Raw genomic sequence first — 19,716 nt, forward strand, 5'->3', positions numbered from 1 at the left:
TGGCCCCCGCTTTTTGTTATATCCGATTAATCGATGGTGCGCAGCAACTCATTGATGCCCACCTTACCGCGGGTTTTCGCATCAACTTTCTTCACGATAACCGCACAGTACAGGCTGTACTTGTCATCTTTTGACGGCAGGTTGCCGGAGACCACAACGGAACCGGCCGGCACGCGACCGTAGTGAATTTCACCGGTCTCACGATCGTAAATACGGGTGCTCTGACCGATGTAAACGCCCATCGAGATAACGGAGCCTTCCTCAACGATCACGCCTTCCACCACTTCAGAGCGCGCGCCGATGAAGCAGTTATCTTCGATGATGGTTGGGTTAGCCTGCAGTGGCTCCAGTACACCACCGATACCCACGCCGCCGGACAGGTGAACGTTTTTACCGATCTGCGCGCAGGAGCCGACGGTTGCCCAGGTATCCACCATGGAGCCTTCGTCTACGTAAGCACCGATGTTAACGTAGGAGGGCATCAGCACGGTGTTACGCGCGATGAACGCACCCTGACGTACGGCCGCTGGCGGTACTACGCGGAAGCCTTCTTTCTGGAAGCGAGCTTCGTCGTAGTCAGCGAATTTCATAGGGACTTTATCGAAGTAGCGGCTTTCTGCTCCGTCGATAACCTGGTTATCATTGATACGGAAAGAGAGCAGCACGGCTTTCTTCAGCCATTGATGAGTTACCCACTGACCGTCGATTTTTTCTGCTACACGTAGCGCGCCGGAATCCAGCAGAGAAATAACCTGATTAACCGCTTCACGGGTAACGGTATCCACATTTGCCGGAGTAATCTCGGCGCGACGCTCAAAAGCGGACTCAATAACGTTCTGTAACTGCTGCATTGTTTACTCTTTCCATTTCACTAAAAAACACGTCACCCTTTATCGTTTGGATTGAGGGCTGCTGTCAACCGTTGTTGCACTTCAAGTTGCAGGTCATTATTAAGGGCACGCCGGTCGGCGGTGGCGATTATAAATAAATCTTCTACTCGTTCGCCAATGGTTGTAATTCTGGCGCCGTGAAGCGAAATTCCCAGATCGGCAAAAACCTGGCCGACGCGGGCGAGCAGCCCTGGCTGGTCGAGCGCGATCAGCTCCAGGAACGATTTACGATCGGTGTGGGTCGGCAGGAAATTGACCTCGGTATCGACGGTAAAGTGGCGTAATTTCGACGGCTGACGACGCGGCTGTGGTGGCTGCCAGCTGCGCTGGGTGATCGCCTGTTCCAGGCCAAAACGTATTCCTTCATGGCGGTCCGAGGATAGCGGGCTTCCGTCTGGCTCCAGCACAATAAAGGTGTCCATCGCCATGCCGTCCCGGGTGGTGAAAATCTGCGCGTCGTGAACGCTCAGGTTACGCCTGTCCAGTTCGGCACAAACCGCAGCAAACAGATAAGGCCGATCCGGGCTCCAGATAAAGATCTCGGTACCGCCGCGCGTGGCCTGCGGACTGAGGAGGATCATCGGCTGCGATAAATCATGCTGAAGCAGATGTCGCGCATGCCAGGCAAGCTGGTTTGGGCTGTGGCGGACAAAATAGTTGGCACGACAGCGCGCCCAAATCTGATGCAGCGCCTCTTCATCAATATTATCCATCCGCAACAGCGCCAGCGCCTGCAGCTGATGATGGCGTACACGCTCGCGCATGTCCGGGGTGTTTTGCATCCCGCGGCGCAGCTGTTTTTCGGTGGCAAAGTACAACTCGCGCAACAGGCTTTGCTTCCAGCTGTTCCACAGCGTTTCGTTGGTGGCACAAATATCGGCTACCGTCAGGCAGACCAGATAGCGCAGGCGGTTTTCCGTCTGAACCTCTTCTGCAAACTGCTTGATGACCTCCGGATCCTGAATGTCACGACGCTGCGCGGTGACGGACATCAGCAGGTGGTGGCGTACCAGCCAGGCAACCAGCTGCGTCTCGCGAGAGTTCAGTCCATGCAGTTCGGCAAATTTCAGCACGTCCTGCGCGCCGAGCACCGAGTGGTCACCACCGCGACCTTTGGCGATGTCGTGGAACAGGGCGGCAATCAGGATCAGTTCCGGGTGGGTAAGACGTGGCCACAGTTCGACGCACAGTGGGTGACGTGAGCGTGTCTCTTCTCTGGCAAAGCTCTCCAGCTTGAGCATGACGCGGATCGTGTGTTCATCCACCGTGTAGGCGTGGAACAGATCGAACTGCATCTGCCCGACGATATGTGACCACTGCGGCATATAGGCCCACAGCACGCTGTGGCGATGCATCGGCAGAAGCCCACGGCTGACGGCCCCCGGATGGCGCAACATACTGAGAAAAAGGGATCGGGCTTCCGGGATATAGCACAGTGGCTGCGTCAGATGACGGCGCGCATGGCGCAGATGACGCAGCGTTGTGGAGTAGATCCCGGTGATCGTGCTATTGCGAACCATGATGTAGAACATCCGCAGGATCGCTTCCGGCTCACGGATAAACAGCGTTTCGTCGCGCAGATCGATAAGCGTGCCGCGCAGCTGGAATTCATCATCGATTGGCCGCGGTTTTTCGTCTGCCGTCAGGGCCAGGATCGCTTCGTCGAACAGCTGCAGCAGCATCTGGTTCAGTTCAGTGACGCGACGGGTAACGCGGAAGAAATCCTTCATCATGTGTTCAACCGGCTCGTTACCTTCACCACGGTAGTTGAGGCGCTGCGCTACGCTGAGCTGACGGTCAAACAGCAGACGGTTATCGTAGCGGCTAAGCTCGAGATGCAGGGCAAAACGGATCCGCCAGAGCAGGTGCAGACACTCATTCAGCTCGTTTCGCTCAGCCTCGGTTAAAAAGCCGAAGCCAACCATCTCGTCCATTGAGGTGGCGCCAAAGTGGCGGCGGGCCACCCACTGCAGCGTGTGAATGTCGCGCAGTCCGCCCGGACTGCTTTTAATATCCGGCTCCAGGTTATAGCTGGTGCCGTGGTAGCGCTGGTGACGCTGATTCTGCTCCTCGACCTTCGCGGCGAAGAATTTTTCTGAAGGCCAGAAGCCGTCGCTGAAAATGTGTTTTTGCAGTTCCAGGAACAACGCAACGTCGCCAATCAACAGGCGGGTTTCAATCAGGTTGGTGGCGACGGTCAGGTCAGATAATCCTTCGAGCAGGCACTCTTCCAGCGTGCGCACGCTGTGGCCCACTTCAAGCTTCACATCCCACAGCAGCGTCAGCAGTTCACCAATTTTCTGCGCCTGTTCATCCGGCAGTTTTTTGCGGCTTAAAATCAGTAAGTCGATATCGGAAAGCGGATGAAGCTCACCGCGGCCATAGCCCCCGACGGCGACCAGTGCCACGTCACTGATCTGCCCAAACCCGTAATCAATCCACAGACGCTGCAGGAGCTGGTCGATAAACTCGGTGCGTGCTTCAATGAGCTGCTCCGCGGAGATGCCGGCATCAAATGCGCTTCCGAGCCAGCGCTGGAAGACATCCATATGCGCCTTGATACCGGCGCAGGTCAAATCCTGCTGGGGCCAGACGCCCGGGTTATCGGGCTGGTCGGGTAGGGTGGGAAGTGCTGTGTTAGCATACTGTTCGGGTAAAAGATTACTCATCGTGCGCCACCCATAAGAAAAAGCTATAGCCATTAAAAAAGCCGGCATCTGCCGGCTTTTTTATCATTCATCGTGCGTGAGTATCGCCGGGATGGTGTCATCCTTGCGCAACGTCATAATTTCGCAGCCGTTGTCTGTTACCACAATAGTATGCTCGTACTGCGCAGACAAGCTTCTGTCTTTGGTTTTCACCGTCCAGCCATCTTTCATGGTGCGGATGCGGTAATCACCGGCGTTGACCATCGGCTCGATGGTGAAGGTCATGCCTTTTTGCAGTACCACGCCGCCGTCATCCGCATCATAGTGCAGAACCTGTGGCTCTTCGTGGAAGACACGACCAATGCCGTGGCCGCAGTATTCACGCACAACGGAGAAACCTTCCGCTTCAACGAATTTCTGGATAGCGGCCCCGATGGTGCGCAGGCGAATGCCGGGTTTAACCATTTTCAGCGCCAGGTAGAGGCTTTCTTGCGTCACTTTGCACAGACGCTCGCCCAGAATCTTCGGCTTGCCCACGATGAACATCTTAGAGGTGTCACCGTGGTAGTCATCTTTAATGACCGTCACGTCGATGTTGACGATGTCGCCATCTTTGAGCAGTTTTTCGTTGTCCGGAATACCGTGACAAACCACTTCGTTAATCGAAATGCAGACGGATTTCGGGAAACCATGGTAGCCAAGGCAGGCGGAGACCGCGTGCTGCTCATTGACGATATAGTCGTTACAAATGCGGTCCAGTTCACCCGTGCTAACGCCCGGCTTCACGTACGGCTCGATCATTTCCAGCACGTCTGCGGCCAGACGACCGGCGACGCGCATCTTTTCAATTTCTTCAGGTGTCTTAATAGAGATAGCCATGTAATCTGTCCATCAGTGTCGATTTTTTCGACAATACTAGTCTAAGTGTCGTTAATGGTATCAGTCAGGCGCACCCCGTGCCAAATTGAGAATCATTAACAGCACACTCGGCCAACAACTGTTGGTTTCTGGTCGTGTTTTGTGGTATAAAGCGCGCCGGACTTCCGATCCATTTCAGATACACAGGCTGGACGGAAGCGACAAATCTCACTTTGTGTAACAACACACACGTATCGGCACATATTCCGGGGTGCCCTTCGGGGTCGGTAATATGGGATACGTGGAGGCATAACCCCAACTTTTAATATAGAGGTTTTAAACATGGCAACTGTTTCCATGCGCGACATGCTCAAGGCTGGTGTTCACTTCGGTCACCAGACCCGTTACTGGAACCCGAAAATGAAGCCTTTCATCTTCGGCGCACGTAACAAAGTTCACATCATCAACCTTGAGAAAACTGTACCAATGTTCAACGAAGCCCTGGCTGAGCTGAACAAGATCTCTTCCCGTAAAGGTAAGATTCTGTTCGTTGGTACTAAGCGCGCTGCAAGCGAAGCTGTGAAAGATGCTGCTAACAGCTGCGATCAGTTCTTCGTGAACCATCGCTGGTTGGGCGGCATGCTGACTAACTGGAAAACCGTTCGTCAGTCCATCAAGCGCCTGAAAGATCTGGAAACCCAGTCTCAGGACGGTACTTTCGACAAGCTGACTAAGAAAGAAGCGCTGATGCGCACTCGTGAACTGGACAAGCTGGAAAACAGCCTGGGCGGTATCAAAGATATGGGCGGCCTGCCAGACGCGCTGTTCGTAATCGATGCAGACCACGAGCACATCGCAATCAAAGAAGCTAACAACCTGGGTATCCCGGTATTCGCTATCGTTGATACCAACTCCGATCCGGACGGTGTTGACTTCGTTATCCCGGGTAACGACGACGCAATCCGTGCTGTTAGCCTGTACCTGAGCGCTGTAGCTGCTACCGTTCGTGAAGGCCGTTCCCAGGATCTGGCTTCTCAGGCGGAAGAAAGCTTCGTAGAAGCTGAATAATAAGGTTTCACCCCTTATTAGTACCGTGTATGAATAGGGGCCAATTATCGGCCCCTTTTTTCAATTTACACTGTTTGGCCTCAGGCCGGGCAGTTCACATCTCCCGAGGATTTAAGAATGGCTGAAATTACCGCATCCCTGGTAAAAGAGCTGCGCGAGCGTACTGGCGCAGGCATGATGGATTGCAAAAAAGCGCTGACTGAAGCGAACGGCGACATCGAGCTGGCAATCGAAAACATGCGTAAATCCGGTGCGATCAAAGCAGCTAAAAAAGCAGGCAACGTTGCTGCTGACGGCGTGATCATCACTAAGATCGACGGCAACTACGGCATCATCCTGGAAGTTAACTGCCAGACTGACTTCGTTGCTAAAGATGGTGGTTTCCAGGCGTTTGCTAACAAAGTTCTGGACGCAGCTGTTGCGGGCAAAATCACTGACGTTGAAGTTCTGAAAGCACAGTTCGAAGAAGAACGTGTTGCTCTGGTTGCTAAAATCGGTGAGAACATCAACATCCGTCGTGTTGCTTCTCTGGAAGGCGACGTTCTGGGTTCATACCAGCACGGTGCACGTATCGGTGTTCTGGTTGCGGCTAAAGGCGCTGATGAAGAGCTGGTTAAACAGCTGGCTATGCACATCGCTGCAAGCAAACCAGAATTCGTTAAGCCAGAAGACGTGTCTGCTGAAGTGGTAGAGAAAGAGTACCAGGTTCAGCTGGACATCGCGATGCAGTCTGGTAAGCCAAAAGAAATCGCAGAGAAAATGGTTGAAGGCCGCATGAAGAAATTCACCGGCGAAGTTTCTCTGACTGGCCAGCCATTCGTTATGGATCCAAGCAAGTCTGTTGCTCAGCTGCTGAAAGAGCACAACGCTGACGTGACTGGCTTCATCCGCTTCGAAGTGGGCGAAGGCATCGAGAAAGTTGAGACTGACTTCGCAGCAGAAGTTGCTGCAATGTCCAAGCAGTCTTAATGATTGAAAAGGAGCCGCCTGAGGGCGGCTTCTTTTTGTCACCCGTCACACGAAATCAGACAGGCTCCAGTATCCCTGTGCTGATATGCGACATATCATGTCGCCAGAATTAACCCCCATCTTAATCGTTGACAGTCTCAGGAAAGAAACATGGCTACCAATGCAAAACCCGTGTACAAACGCATTCTGCTTAAGCTGAGTGGCGAAGCGCTGCAGGGATCGGAAGGCTTCGGTATTGACGCAAGCATCCTTGACCGCATGGCACAGGAAATCAAAGAACTGGTCGAACTGGGTATTCAGGTTGGCGTGGTCATTGGCGGTGGCAACCTTTTCCGTGGTGCTGGTCTGGCGAAAGCGGGGATGAACCGCGTTGTGGGCGACCACATGGGTATGCTGGCAACCGTGATGAATGGCCTGGCAATGCGTGATGCGCTTCATCGCGCCTATGTGAACGCCCGCCTGATGTCCGCAATCCCATTGAATGGCGTCTGCGATAACTACAGCTGGGCAGAGGCGATTAGCCTGCTGCGCAACAACCGCGTGGTGATCCTCTCCGCCGGTACGGGTAACCCGTTCTTTACTACCGATTCCGCTGCCTGCCTGCGCGGTATCGAGATCGAAGCCGATGTGGTTCTGAAAGCGACCAAAGTGGATGGCGTGTTTACTGCCGACCCGGCAAAAGATCCGTCTGCCACCATGTACGATCAGCTGAGCTACAGCGAAGTGCTGGAAAAAGAGCTGAAAGTGATGGATCTTGCCGCCTTTACGCTGGCTCGTGACCACAAACTGCCGATCCGTGTCTTCAACATGAACAAACCTGGCGCACTGCGTCGCGTGGTCATGGGTGAAAAAGAAGGCACTTTGATCACGGAATAATTTCCGTCGGCGATAAATACAGGTAAGATTCCGCTTTATTTTGTAGTGGTATCTTACCTGGGCGCGCCTTTGGCGTTGTCAGAATTAAACGCGACTATACTTAGCACACCTGTAGCGCTGTGCTGGCGGATAGTCTGCCTGAGACAAGTTTTCAAGGATTCGTAACGTGATTAACGAAATCAGAAAAGATGCTGAAGTACGCATGGAAAAATGCGTAGAAGCGTTCAAAACCCAAATCAGCAAAATCCGTACTGGCCGTGCTTCCCCAAGCCTGCTGGATGGCATCATCGTAGAATACTACGGCACGCCAACGCCACTGCGTCAGCTGGCGAGTGTTACCGTTGAAGATACCCGTACGCTGAAAATCAACGTCTTCGATCGTTCTATGAGCCCAGCGGTTGAGAAAGCGATCATGGCGTCTGACCTCGGTCTGAACCCAAGTTCTGCGGGCGCTGACATTCGCGTTCCACTGCCTCCACTGACTGAAGAACGTCGTAAAGACCTGATCAAAGTTGTTCGTGGTGAAGCTGAGCAGGGTCGCGTATCCGTGCGTAACGTACGTCGTGATGCGAACGATAAACTCAAAGCGCTGCTGAAAGAAAAAGAGATCAGTGAAGATGACGATCGTCGTTCTCAGGACGACATTCAGAAGATGACGGATGCTGCGATCAAGAAAATTGATGCGGCGCTGGCAGATAAAGAAGCGGAACTGATGCAGTTCTGATTTCTGTCGTACACTGATAAACGCCGTTCAGAAGGACTTCGGGTCTTGCTGGCGGCGTTTTGCTTTTATCTGGTCTAACTTTTTTCGGGCATCTCATGAAGCATTTAACACTCCTTGGCTCAACCGGCTCTATCGGTTGCAGTACTCTCGACGTTGTTCGCCATAATCCTGAACATTACACCGTGACCGCGCTGGTGGCCGGTAAGAATGTGCAGCGTATGATCGAACAGTGCCTGGAGTTTACGCCTCGCTATGCGGTTATGGATGACGAAGAGAGCGCCCGCCTGCTCACCGCGCAGTTGCGTGAGAAAGGCTGTCGTACCGAGGTCCTGAGTGGCCAGCAGGCGGCCTGCGACATGGCTGCGCTGGATGAGGTTGATCAGGTCATGGCGGCAATCGTCGGGGCTGCAGGGCTGCTACCGACGCTTGCCGCTATTGATGCAGGTAAAGAGGTTCTGCTGGCTAACAAAGAGTCGCTGGTGACCTGCGGACGTCTCTTTATGGAGGCGGTGAAACAGCGCGGGGCGCGTCTTTTACCGGTCGACAGCGAGCACAACGCGATTTTTCAGAGTTTACCGCAACCTTTTCAACAGAACCTGGGGTACGCTGACCTGGAGCAGAATGGCGTTGTATCGATTTTGCTTACCGGGTCAGGTGGCCCGTTCCGTGAAACGCCACTGTCTGAACTGAGCGCAATGACGCCTGAGCAGGCGTGCCGTCATCCGAACTGGTCAATGGGGCGTAAAATCTCCGTTGACTCCGCCACCATGATGAACAAAGGTCTGGAATACATTGAAGCGCGCTGGCTGTTCAATGCGTCGGCGAAACAGATGGAAGTGCTGATCCACCCGCAATCGGTGATTCACTCGATGGTGCGCTATCAGGATGGCAGCGTCCTTGCGCAACTGGGCGAACCGGACATGCGCACGCCTATCGCGCATGCCATGGCGTGGCCGAATCGGGTGAAGTCCGGGGCGAAACCGCTCGATTTTTGCAAGCTGAGTTCACTGACCTTTAGCGAACCGGACTACGATCGTTATCCGTGTCTGAAGCTTGCGATGAAAGCCTTTGACCAGGGGCAGGCGGCGACGACGGCACTTAATGCAGCTAATGAAATTACCGTTGAGGCATTTCTGAATCAGCAGATCCGATTTACCGATATTGCGACGTTGAATTTATCGGTACTGGAAATGATGGATTTGCGCGAACCACAAAGCGTGGAAGAGGTGCTGGCGGTGGATGCACAGGCTCGCGTTATTGCACGTAAGCAGGTGACACGCCTCGCAAGCTGGTGATAAAGCAAGCACTAGTGGTTGTGCTATTTGTTAGCGTTGGGCTTCAGTGATATAGTCTGCGCCACCTGATCGCAGGTATTTGACTTTACGTGGTCAGGTAAGCCGTGGTTTGACACGGCTTTTTTACGTATAGGCTTCAGTATTCCTGAGTACCGTTAAATCCTTTTCAGGGACCAAACACGCGTTATGTTGTCTGCGAATCAACCAATAAGCGAAAACTTGCCAGCTCATGGCTGCCGCCATGTAGCAATCATTATGGATGGCAACGGCCGCTGGGCGAAAAGACAAGGGAAGATACGAGCCTTTGGGCATAAAGCTGGGGCGAAATCTGTTCGCCGCGCCGTTTCTTTTGCCGCCAATAACGGCATTGATGCGTTAACGCTCTATGCTTTTAGCAGTGAAAACTGGAATCGACCGCCGCAGGAAGTGACCGCGTTGATGGAATTGTTTGTGTGGGCGCTCGATAGCGAAGTAAAAAGCCTGCACCGCCACAACGTCCGTCTGCGTATTATCGGCGAAACCAGTCGTTTTAACTCACGTTTGCAGGAACGGATTCGTAAAGCAGAAGCGCTGACTGAAAATAATACCGGTCTGACGCTCAATATCGCGGCGAATTACGGTGGACGCTGGGATATTATCCAGGGCGTTCGGCATCTGGCCGAACAGGTTCAGGAAGGGCTGTTGAGACCCGACCAAATTGATGAAGAGGCGCTGAGTAAGCAAATCTGCATGAATGAACTGGCACCTGTGGATTTGGTAATTAGGACAGGGGGAGAACATCGCATCAGTAACTTTTTGCTGTGGCAAATTGCCTACGCCGAACTTTACTTTACTGATGTTCTTTGGCCCGATTTTGATGAACAAGACTTTGAAGGTGCGCTGCATGCCTTTGCCAATCGAGAGCGTCGTTTCGGCGGCACCGAGCCAGGTGGCGACAAAGCCTGATGGGGGTAGCTTTTGCTGAAGTATCGCCTGATTTCCGCTTTTGTATTAATACCCATTGTCATTGCGGCGCTGTTTTTACTGCCCCCGGTGGGATTCGCTATTTTGACGCTGGTGGTCTGCATGCTCGCCGCGTGGGAATGGGGTCAGTTTAGCGGCTTTACCTCACGCACTCAGCGGGTATGGCTGGCGGTACTCTGTGGCTTTATCCTGGCCCTGATGCTGTTTACCTTGCCTGAATATCACCATGATATTCATCAACCGCTGGTTGCCGGTTCCCTTTGGATATCGCTGGGCTGGTGGGTTGCCGCGCTGCTGTTGGTGCTTTTTTACCCAGGTTCCGCGGCATTCTGGCGTAATTCAAAAGTGTTGCGTCTTATTTTTGGCCTGCTCACAATTGTTCCTTTTTTCTGGGGTATGGTCGCACTGCGCGCCTGGCACTATGACGAAAACCACTACAGCGGCGCGATCTGGCTGCTTTATGTGATGATTCTCGTCTGGGGGGCTGACTCTGGGGCCTATATGTTTGGTAAACTGTTTGGCAAACATAAACTGGCGCCAAAAGTGTCTCCGGGCAAAACCTGGCAAGGATTCATCGGCGGCCTGTTTACGGCAGCAATCATTTCCTGGGGCTATGGCGTCTGGGCGAATCTGGAAGTGGCACCGTCAATACTGCTGGTGTGCTCTATTTTTGCTGCGCTGGCCTCGGTACTCGGTGATTTAACCGAAAGTATGTTTAAGCGTGAAGCAGGGATTAAGGACAGCGGACACCTGATTCCAGGACATGGCGGTATACTGGATCGCATTGATAGCCTGACAGCGGCTGTTCCAGTGTTTGCGTGCTTGCTTTTACTGGTATTCGGGACGATTTAACGGAAGGTTTTATGCTGAGCATTCTCTGGAATCTGGCGGCGTTCATTGTTGCACTGGGTGTACTGATTACCGTGCATGAATTTGGCCATTTCTGGGTTGCTCGCCGTTGCGGTGTGCGGGTAGAGCGGTTTTCCATCGGTTTTGGTAAATCACTCTGGACGCGCACTGACCGCCACGGCACAGAATTTGTCATCGCTCTTATCCCGCTTGGCGGCTACGTTAAGATGCTCGACGAACGCGTTGAGCCTGTCGCCCCTGAGCTACGACACAGCGCATTCAACAACAAAACCGTTGGACAACGCGCCGCCATCATCGCTGCCGGGCCGGTAGCCAACTTCATCTTTGCTGTTTTCGCCTACTGGCTGGTGTTTATCATCGGCGTGCCTGGCGTGCGTCCGGTTGTGGGTGAAATTGCGCCTGATTCCATCGCGGCGAGTGCGCAAATTACGCCGGGGATGGAACTTAAAGCGATTGATGGCATCGAAACCCCTGATTGGGATGCCGTGCGTCTGCAGCTGGTAGCCAAAATTGGCGATCGGCAGACAACATTCAGCGTGTCGCCGTTTGGTTCTGACCAGCGCCAGGACAAAGTGCTCGATTTACGTCACTGGCGTTTCGAGCCAGACAAAGAAGATCCCGTCTCTGCGCTGGGCATTCGTCCACGCGGTGCGCAGATTGAGCCGGTATTAGCCGAAGTACAGGCAAACTCGGCTGCCAGCAAAGCAGGTTTGCAAGCGGGCGACAGGATCGTTAAAGTCGATGGTCAACCATTAACAGAGTGGATGACCTTTGTTACTCTGGTGCGCGATAATCCGGGCACGTCGCTCGCGCTGGAAGTCGAAAGGCAGGGCAGTCCGCTTTCGCTGACGCTGACTCCGGATACGAAGTCGGTCGGCAAAAAGGCAGAAGGGTTTGCAGGCGTTGTGCCGAAAGTCATCCCGCTGCCAGATGAGTACAAGACAATACGCCAGTATGGGCCGTTCAGCGCCATCCTTGAAGCCACGGATAAAACATGGCAACTGATGAAGCTGACGGTAAACATGTTGGGGAAATTGATAACCGGTGATGTGAAACTGAACAACCTCAGTGGGCCAATTTCAATAGCTCAGGGGGCTGGGATGTCAGCGGAGTTCGGGGTGATTTACTATCTCATGTTTCTTGCGCTCATTAGCGTGAACCTTGGGATAATCAACCTGTTCCCGCTTCCCGTTTTAGACGGGGGTCATCTGCTGTTTTTGGCGATTGAAAAGCTAAAAGGCGGGCCGGTATCCGAGCGAGTTCAAGACTTTAGTTATCGCATTGGCTCGATTTTGCTGGTGCTGTTAATGGGGCTTGCACTTTTCAATGATTTCTCTCGGTTGTAAGAGAGTTAGTTAGGAAGAACGCATAATAACGATGGCGATGAAAAAGTTGCTCATAGCGTCGCTGCTGTTTAGCAGCGCCACCGTATACGGTGCTGACGGGTTCGTAGTGAAAGACATTCATTTCGAAGGCCTTCAGCGTGTCGCCGTTGGTGCGGCCCTCCTCAGTATGCCTGTGCGCCCCGGCGATACGGTTAATGATGATGACATCAGTAACACCATCCGTGCTCTGTTTGCCACTGGCAACTTCGAGGATGTCCGCGTCCTGCGCGATGGTGATACGCTTCTGGTTCAGGTAAAAGAACGTCCGACGATCGCCAGTATCACCTTCTCCGGTAACAAGTCGGTGAAAGATGACATGCTCAAGCAGAACCTTGAAGCATCTGGCGTACGTGTGGGGGAATCCCTGGACCGCACAACCCTTTCAGACATAGAAAAAGGTCTGGAAGACTTCTATTACAGCGTGGGTAAATACAGTGCCAGCGTGAAAGCGGTTGTGACGCCGTTGCCACGTAACCGTGTTGACCTGAAACTGGTCTTCCAGGAAGGTGTTTCTGCGAAGATCCAACAGATCAACATCGTGGGTAACCACGCGTTCAGCACCGATGAACTGATCTCTACGTTCCAGCTGCGCGACGAAGTGCCATGGTGGAACGTGGTGGGCGATCGTAAATACCAGAAGCAGAAACTGGCGGGCGACCTTGAAACCCTGCGCAGCTACTATCTGGATCGCGGTTATGCCCGTTTCAACATCGACTCGACTCAGGTCAGTCTGACGCCAGACAAGAAAGGCATCTACATTACGATTAACATCACAGAAGGCGATCAGTACAAGCTTTCTGGTGTTGACGTGAGTGGTAACCTGGCAGGCCATTCTGCTGAGATCGAATCGCTGACCAAAATTCAGCCGGGCGAGCTGTATAGCGGGTCTAAAGTGACCAAAATGGAAGACAGCATTAAGAAGCTGCTCGGCCGCTATGGTTATGCTTATCCGCGTGTACAAACTCAGCCTGAAATCAACGACGCGGATAAAACTGTGAAGCTTCACGTTAACGTTGATGCGGGTAACCGTTTCTACGTGCGTAAGATCCGCTTCGAAGGTAACGACACCTCCAAAGATTCCGTCCTGCGTCGCGAAATGCGTCAGATGGAAGGCGCATGGTTAGGTAGCGACCTTGTTGACCAGGGTAAAGAGCGTCTGAACCGTCTGGGCTATTTCGAAACGGTTGATACCGATACCCAGCGTGTTCCGGGCAGCCCGGATCAGGTTGATGTCGTTTATAAAGTCAAAGAGCGTAACACCGGTAGCTTTAACTTCGGTGTGGGCTACGGTACTGAAAGTGGCGTCAGCTTCCAGGTCGGCGTACAGCAGGATAACTGGCTGGGTACGGGTTACTCCGTAGGTATCAACGGTACCAAAAACGACTACCAGACCTACTCTGAGTTCTCTGTTACCAACCCATACTTCACCGTAGATGGTGTGAGCCTGGGCGGTCGTATCTTCTATAACGACTTTAAAGCAGATGACGCGGATCTGTCTTCCTACACCAACAAGAGCTACGGTGTAGATGGCACGCTCGGCTTCCCGGTTAACGAATACAACTCGCTGCGCGCTGGTTTAGGTTACGTGCATAACGACCTGTCCAACATGCAACCGCAGGTGGCGATGTGGCGTTATCTGGACTCTATTGGCCAGTCAACCAGTAAAAATGGGGACAACAACGGCTTTGCTGCTGATGACTTCACCTTCAACTATGGCTGGACCTATAACCGTCTCGACCGCGGTTACTTCCCGACGGAAGGTTCTCGTGTCAACCTGAACGGTAAAGTGACCGTTCCGGGCTCTGATAACGAGTTCTACAAGGTAACGCTGGACACCGCGTCCTACTTCCCAATTGATGACGACCACAAGTGGGTAGTCCTGGGTCGTACCCGTTGGGGCTATGGCGATGGTTTAGGTGGCAAAGAACTGCCATTCTATGAGAACTTCTACGCCGGTGGTTCCAGCACCGTCCGTGGCTTCCAGTCCAACAACATTGGTCCGAAAGCGGTCTATTACGGCGGTAACGACACCGATAACTGTAATAAATCGTCGTCTTCTGAAGTCTGTAGCTCTGATGATGCGGTGGGCGGTAACGCCATGGCCGTTGCCAGCCTGGAGTTCATTACGCCTACGCCGTTCATCAGTGATAAATACGCAAACTCAGTCCGTACATCCATCTTCTGGGATGCCGGTACTGTATGGGATACCAACTGGGAGAATACTGCCCAGATGCGTGCGGCAGGCGTACCAGACTACAGCGATCCGAGCAATATTCGCATGTCTGCAGGTATCGCATTACAATGGATGTCACCGCTGGGGCCGTTGGTCTTCTCCTACGCCCAGCCGTTTAAGAAATACGATGGAGACAAAGCGGAGCAATTCCAGTTTAACATTGGTAAAACCTGGTAATAATCCGCTGCAATGGAATGCGTTGGCAGTGTAGCGCTGACAACTGGCGATCGGTAACACGATCGCCTTGCCACGCAAAGAACGGTACCTTCTGGTGCCAATGGGATGGTAAGGAGTTAATTGTGAAAAAGTGGTTATTAGCTGCAGGTCTCGGTTTAGCGATGGCAACCTCTGCTCAGGCAGCAGACAAAATTGCAATCGTCAACATGGGTAATTTGTTCCAGCAAGTTGCACAGAAAACAGGTGTTTCTGCGACGCTGGAAAACGAATTCAAAGGCCGTGCAAGCGAACTGCAGGGTATGGAAAACGATCTTCAGTCCAAAATGCAGCGTCTGCAGCGTGATGGTTCTACCATGAAAGCGAGCGACCGTAGCAAGCTGGAAAAAGACGTAATGGCTCAGCGTCAGACGTTCTCCCAGAAAGCGCAGGCTTTCGAGCAGGATCGTCAGCGTCGTTCTAACGAAGAGCGTGGCAAGCTGGTGACTCGCATTCAGACTGCTGTTAAAGCAGTTGCTGCCGATCAGAGCATCGATCTGGTTGTTGATGCGAATGCCGTTGCTTTCAACAGCAGCGATGTTAAAGACATCACCGCTGATGTTCTGAAACAGGTTAAATAAGTAATGCCTTCAATTCGACTGGCTGATTTAGCTCAGCAGTTGGATGCAGAATTACACGGTGATGGCGATCTCGTCATCACCGCTGTTGCGTCCATGCAATCTGCTAAAGCCGGCACTATTACCTTCATGGTAAGCCCTAAGTACCGTGAGCAACTGGCTCAATGCCAGGCGTCAGCTGTTGTTCTGACGCAGGACGATCTTCCGTTTGCCACTGGAAGCGCATTGGTAGTGAAAAATCCCTACCTGACGTATGCACGCATGGCACAAATTCTTGATTCCACGCCGCAGCCGGCGCAGGACATTGCTGCCAGTGCAGCGATTGATCCGACGGCTCAGCTTGGTCACAACGTGGCAGTTGGCGCAAATGCCGTTATCGAATCTGGCGTGGTGCTGGGCGATAACGTTGTCATTGGCCCAGGTTGCTTCGTTGGGAAAAATACGAAAATCGGCGCCGGGACCCGTTTATGGGCCAACGTGTCTGTTTACCATGAAGTAGAAATTGGCGAAAATTGCCTCATTCAGTCCAGCACAGTGATTGGTTCTGATGGCTTTGGCTACGCTAACGATCGTGGTAATTGGGTTAAGATCCCACAGCTTGGTCGCGTGATTATCGGCGATCGTGTTGAGATCGGTGCTTGTACCACCATTGACCGTGGTGCACTTGACGATACGATTATTGGCAATGGTGTTATCATCGATAATCAGTGCCAGATTGCGCATAACGTTGTGATTGGCGACAATACCGCGGTTGCGGGTGGCGTTATCATGGCGGGCAGCCTGAAAATTGGCCGTTACTGCATGATCGGCGGTGCGAGCGTGATTAATGGCCATATGGAAATATGCGACAAGGTGACCGTGACAGGAATGGGCATGGTAATGCGTCCTATCACCGAACCTGGCGTCTATTCCTCTGGCATCCCGCTGCAACCCAACAAGGTATGGCGTAAAACAGCTGCTCTGGTGATGAATATTGATGATATGAGCAAGCGACTCAAGTCTCTTGAGCGCAAAATCGATCAACAAGACTAAGCGTTCATCCGTTTAATGCTATATTCCCCGGCCTGTCGGCTTTCTTATAAACCGGCAGGCCGTGTTATTATTTTTATCAGTACATTTTGACAGGAAGAGTATTTTGACTACTGACACTCATACTCTGCATATTGAAGAGATTTTAGAACTTCTGCCGCACCGCTACCCGTTTTTGCTGGTAGACCGTGTGCTGGATTTTGAAGAAGGTCGTTTTCTGCGCGCAGTGAAAAATGTTTCCGTGAACGAGCCGTTCTTCCAGGGACACTTCCCGGGTAAACCTATCTTCCCGGGTGTGTTGATTCTGGAAGCGATGGCACAGGCTACCGGTATTCTTGCGTTTAAAAGCGTGGGCAAACTGGAGCCGGGTGAGCTGTACTACTTCGCGGGTATCGATGAAGCGCGCTTCAAGCGTCCTGTCGTGCCTGGTGATCAGATGATCATGGAAGTCACTTTTGAAAAAACGCGTCGCGGCCTGACTCGCTTCAAAGGCGTAGCTCTGGTTGACGGCAAAGTTGTTTGCGAAGCGACTATGATGTGTGCTCGTAGCCGGGAGTCTTGATACGTGATTGATAAATCCGCCTTTATTCATCCTACCGCCATTGTGGAAGTCGGTGCCATTATTGGTGCTAACGTCCATATTGGCCCATTTTGTATTGTTGGACCCCATGTCGAAATTGGTGAGGGTACAGTACTGAAATCTCACGTTGTCGTGAATGGTCATACGACTATTGGCTGCAATAACGAGATCTATCAGTTCGCTTCCATCGGCGAAGTAAACCAGGATCTTAAATATGCTGGTGAGTCGACCCGTCTGGAAATCGGCGATCGTAACCGCATTCGCGAAAGCGTCACCATTCATCGTGGAACAGTACAGGGTGGTGGATTGACGAAGGTGGGCAGCGACAACCTGTTTATGGTTAATGCGCATATCGCGCACGACTGTACGGTAGGTAACCGCTGTATTCTTGCCAACAACGCAACGCTGGCAGGACACGTATCGGTAGATGATTTCGCAATTATTGGCGGCATGACCGCAGTCCATCAGTTCTGCATCATTGGTGCACACGTGATGGTCGGCGGATGCTCCGGTGTGGCGCAGGATGTCCCACCGTTCGTCATTGCGCAGGGTAACCATGCCACGCCGTTTGGCGTGAACATCGAAGGCCTCAAGCGTCGTGGCTTTAGCCGCGAAGCGATTACTGCAATCCGCAACGCGTACAAACTGTTGTACCGTAGCGGTAAAACGCTGGAAGAGGCGAAGCCGGAAATTGCCGAGCTGGCGGAAAAGCACCCTGAAGTGAACGAGTTCATGACGTTCTTTGACCGTTCCACAAGGGGTCTGATTCGTTAATGGTCGACAGTCGTCCGCTTACGATAGCCCTGGTCGCCGGAGAAACCTCCGGCGATATTCTTGGTGCAGGTCTTATCCGTGCGCTCAAGGCCCGGGTACCCAATGCACGCTTTGTAGGCGTTGCTGGCCCGCTGATGCAGGCCGAAGGCTGTGAAGCCTGGTATGAAATGGAAGAGCTGGCTGTGATGGGCATCGTTGAGGTGCTGGGTCGCCTGCGTCGTCTGCTGCACATTCGTGCCGATCTCACCCGTCGCTTTACCGAACTCAAACCCGATGTGTTTGTCGGTATCGATGCACCGGATTTCAACATTACCCTCGAAGGGAATCTGAAGCAGAAGGGCATCAAAACCATTCATTATGTCAGTCCGTCCGTCTGGGCGTGGCGACAGAAACGCGTTTTCAAAATCGGACGGTCAACCAACCTGGTACTGGCTTTTCTGCCTTTCGAAAAAGCGTTTTACGACAAATTTAATGTCCCGTGCCGCTTTATCGGTCATACCATGGCGGATGCAATGCCGCTGGATCCGGATAAAAACGCGGCGCGCGATGTGCTGGGTATTTCCCATGATGCGCACTGTCTGGCACTGCTGCCCGGTAGCCGTGGTGCAGAAGTCGAGATGCTCAGCGCGGACTTCCTGAAAACGGCGCAAATCCTTCGCAAGACCTATCCTGACCTCGAAGTGGTTGTGCCGCTGGTGAATGCAAAACGTCGCGAGCAGTTTGAGCGCATCAAGGCGGAGGTTGCTCCGGATCTCCATGTTCATCTGCTGGACGGGAAGGGCCGTGAGGCGATGGTCGCAAGCGACGCCGCACTGTTGGCCTCGGGCACCGCTGCGCTGGAGTGTATGCTGGCGAAGTGCCCGATGGTGGTAGGCTATCGCATGAAGCCGTTCACCTTCTGGCTGGCGAAACGTCTGGTGAAAACGGACTATGTCTCTCTGCCAAACCTGCTTGCCGGGCGCGAGCTGGTGAAAGAGCTTCTGCAGGATGAGTGCGAGCCGCAGGCGCTGGCCGATGCGTTGTTACCGCTACTGGCCGACGGCAAAACCAGCCACCAGATGCATGATACGTTCCGCGAACTGCATCAGCAGATCCGCTGTAATGCCGATGAACAAGCGGCTGAAGCGGTGCTGGAGTTAGCAAAATGATGGAATTTATTTATCCTCACACCCACCTCGTGGCGGGTGTGGACGAAGTCGGTCGTGGCCCGTTAGTGGGTGCAGTGGTGACCGCTGCGGTGATCCTCGATCCTGCTCGCCCGATTATCGGGTTAAACGACTCTAAAAAATTGTCTGAAAAGCGCCGTCTGGCGCTGTTTAGTGAGATTCAGGAAAAGGCGCTGGCCTGGAGCCTGGGGCGTGCAGAGCCGCATGAGATCGACGAACTCAATATTTTGCATGCCACTATGCTGGCGATGCAGCGTGCAGTGGCGGGTCTGAAAATTACCCCGGAGTATGTCCTGATTGACGGAAACCGCTGCCCTGCGTTGCCGATGCCGTCAATGGCGGTGGTGAAAGGCGATAGCCGGGTCGCAGAAATCAGTGCGGCTTCTATCATTGCCAAAGTGACGCGTGATGCCGAAATGGCCGCGCTGGACCTCACTTACCCTCAGTATGGCTTCGCCCAGCATAAGGGTTATCCAACGGCCTTTCATCTGGAAAGGCTGGCTGAACATGGCGCAACTGAACATCACCGACGCAGCTTTGGCCCGGTGAAACGCGCGCTGGGACTGGTGTCCTGAATCAATACGCAAGCAATTAAGT

Annotated in this window: 18 protein-coding genes; 15 read left to right on the forward strand and 3 right to left on the reverse strand. The window is 53.0% G+C overall.

Going from position 1 to position 19,716, the window contains the following annotated elements; translation table 11 throughout:
- Window positions 1-26 precede the first annotated feature (26 nt).
- The 3 genes from dapD to map form a co-directional block, all read right to left on the reverse strand.
- Complete coding sequence (gene dapD, locus AAIR21_RS12705; protein WP_183516752.1) at window positions 27-851, reverse strand: 2,3,4,5-tetrahydropyridine-2,6-dicarboxylate N-succinyltransferase; 825 nt, start codon at window positions 849-851, stop codon at window positions 27-29.
- A gap of 32 nt (window positions 852-883) precedes the next feature.
- A complete protein-coding gene (gene glnD, locus AAIR21_RS12710) occupies window positions 884-3,559 on the reverse strand; it encodes a bifunctional uridylyltransferase/uridylyl-removing protein GlnD (protein WP_113656567.1) in 2,676 nt (891 codons plus the stop codon).
- A gap of 63 nt (window positions 3,560-3,622) precedes the next feature.
- Window positions 3,623-4,417, reverse strand: coding sequence for a type I methionyl aminopeptidase (gene map, locus AAIR21_RS12715; RefSeq protein WP_183516751.1), 795 nt, complete (start codon window positions 4,415-4,417; stop codon window positions 3,623-3,625).
- Window positions 4,418-4,738: 321 nt separating this feature from the next.
- On the opposite strand from map, the gene rpsB reads away from it, so the two are divergent.
- The 15 genes from rpsB (at window position 4,739) to rnhB (ending at window position 19,694) form a co-directional block, all read left to right on the forward strand.
- The gene (gene rpsB, locus AAIR21_RS12720) at window positions 4,739-5,464 is read left to right on the forward strand and encodes a 30S ribosomal protein S2 (protein WP_003856207.1); all 726 of its coding nucleotides are present in this window, start codon (window positions 4,739-4,741) and stop codon (window positions 5,462-5,464) included.
- A gap of 117 nt (window positions 5,465-5,581) precedes the next feature.
- A complete protein-coding gene (gene tsf / locus AAIR21_RS12725; RefSeq protein WP_008501911.1) occupies window positions 5,582-6,433 on the forward strand; it encodes a translation elongation factor Ts in 852 nt (283 codons plus the stop codon).
- 150 nt (window positions 6,434-6,583) lie between these two features.
- On the forward strand, window positions 6,584-7,309 hold the full coding sequence (pyrH, locus tag AAIR21_RS12730; protein WP_003856194.1) for a UMP kinase: 726 nt from the start codon (window positions 6,584-6,586) through the stop codon (window positions 7,307-7,309).
- 166 nt (window positions 7,310-7,475) lie between these two features.
- Window positions 7,476-8,033, forward strand: coding sequence for a ribosome recycling factor (gene frr / locus AAIR21_RS12735; protein WP_014168702.1), 558 nt, complete (start codon window positions 7,476-7,478; stop codon window positions 8,031-8,033).
- 95 nt (window positions 8,034-8,128) lie between these two features.
- Window positions 8,129-9,328 carry a 1-deoxy-D-xylulose-5-phosphate reductoisomerase gene (gene ispC, locus AAIR21_RS12740; protein ID WP_020882617.1) on the forward strand — a complete coding sequence of 400 codons (1,200 nt, stop codon included), beginning with the start codon at window positions 8,129-8,131 and terminating at the stop codon, window positions 9,326-9,328.
- A 186-nt stretch (window positions 9,329-9,514) separates the two neighbouring features.
- Window positions 9,515-10,273 (forward strand): (2E,6E)-farnesyl-diphosphate-specific ditrans,polycis-undecaprenyl-diphosphate synthase, encoded by a 759-nt coding sequence (gene ispU, locus AAIR21_RS12745; protein ID WP_014168704.1) that lies wholly within the window; start codon window positions 9,515-9,517, stop codon window positions 10,271-10,273.
- A 12-nt stretch (window positions 10,274-10,285) separates the two neighbouring features.
- On the forward strand, window positions 10,286-11,143 hold the full coding sequence (gene cdsA, locus AAIR21_RS12750; RefSeq protein ID WP_014168705.1) for a phosphatidate cytidylyltransferase: 858 nt from the start codon (window positions 10,286-10,288) through the stop codon (window positions 11,141-11,143).
- Window positions 11,144-11,154: 11 nt separating this feature from the next.
- Window positions 11,155-12,507: a sigma E protease regulator RseP gene (gene rseP / locus AAIR21_RS12755; RefSeq protein ID WP_020882618.1), complete on the forward strand. Its 1,353-nt coding sequence runs from the start codon at window positions 11,155-11,157 to the stop codon at window positions 12,505-12,507.
- A gap of 31 nt (window positions 12,508-12,538) precedes the next feature.
- Window positions 12,539-14,956 (forward strand): outer membrane protein assembly factor BamA, encoded by a 2,418-nt coding sequence (bamA, locus tag AAIR21_RS12760; RefSeq protein WP_014168707.1) that lies wholly within the window; start codon window positions 12,539-12,541, stop codon window positions 14,954-14,956.
- Window positions 14,957-15,078: 122 nt separating this feature from the next.
- Complete coding sequence (gene skp / locus AAIR21_RS12765) at window positions 15,079-15,573, forward strand: molecular chaperone Skp (protein ID WP_020882619.1); 495 nt, start codon at window positions 15,079-15,081, stop codon at window positions 15,571-15,573.
- A gap of 3 nt (window positions 15,574-15,576) precedes the next feature.
- Window positions 15,577-16,602, forward strand: a complete 1,026-nt coding sequence (gene lpxD / locus AAIR21_RS12770) for a UDP-3-O-(3-hydroxymyristoyl)glucosamine N-acyltransferase (protein ID WP_014168709.1) — start codon at window positions 15,577-15,579, stop codon at window positions 16,600-16,602.
- 103 nt (window positions 16,603-16,705) lie between these two features.
- Window positions 16,706-17,161: a 3-hydroxyacyl-ACP dehydratase FabZ gene (fabZ, locus tag AAIR21_RS12775; protein WP_010426706.1), complete on the forward strand. Its 456-nt coding sequence runs from the start codon at window positions 16,706-16,708 to the stop codon at window positions 17,159-17,161.
- A 3-nt stretch (window positions 17,162-17,164) separates the two neighbouring features.
- Window positions 17,165-17,953, forward strand: coding sequence for an acyl-ACP--UDP-N-acetylglucosamine O-acyltransferase (gene lpxA / locus AAIR21_RS12780; RefSeq protein ID WP_020882620.1), 789 nt, complete (start codon window positions 17,165-17,167; stop codon window positions 17,951-17,953).
- Entirely contained in the window at window positions 17,953-19,101 is a 1,149-nt protein-coding gene (gene lpxB, locus AAIR21_RS12785; RefSeq protein ID WP_014168713.1) for a lipid-A-disaccharide synthase, read from the forward strand. Before lpxA ends, lpxB begins: the two co-directional genes overlap by 1 nt.
- Window positions 19,098-19,694 (forward strand): ribonuclease HII, encoded by a 597-nt coding sequence (gene rnhB / locus AAIR21_RS12790; protein ID WP_014168714.1) that lies wholly within the window; start codon window positions 19,098-19,100, stop codon window positions 19,692-19,694. The genes lpxB and rnhB overlap by 4 nt, the downstream gene beginning before the upstream one ends.
- Window positions 19,695-19,716: the final 22 nt, after the last annotated feature.

It is taken from the genome of Enterobacter sp. PTB (assembly GCF_051130085.1).
Lineage (GTDB): Bacteria > Pseudomonadota > Gammaproteobacteria > Enterobacterales > Enterobacteriaceae > Enterobacter > Enterobacter ludwigii.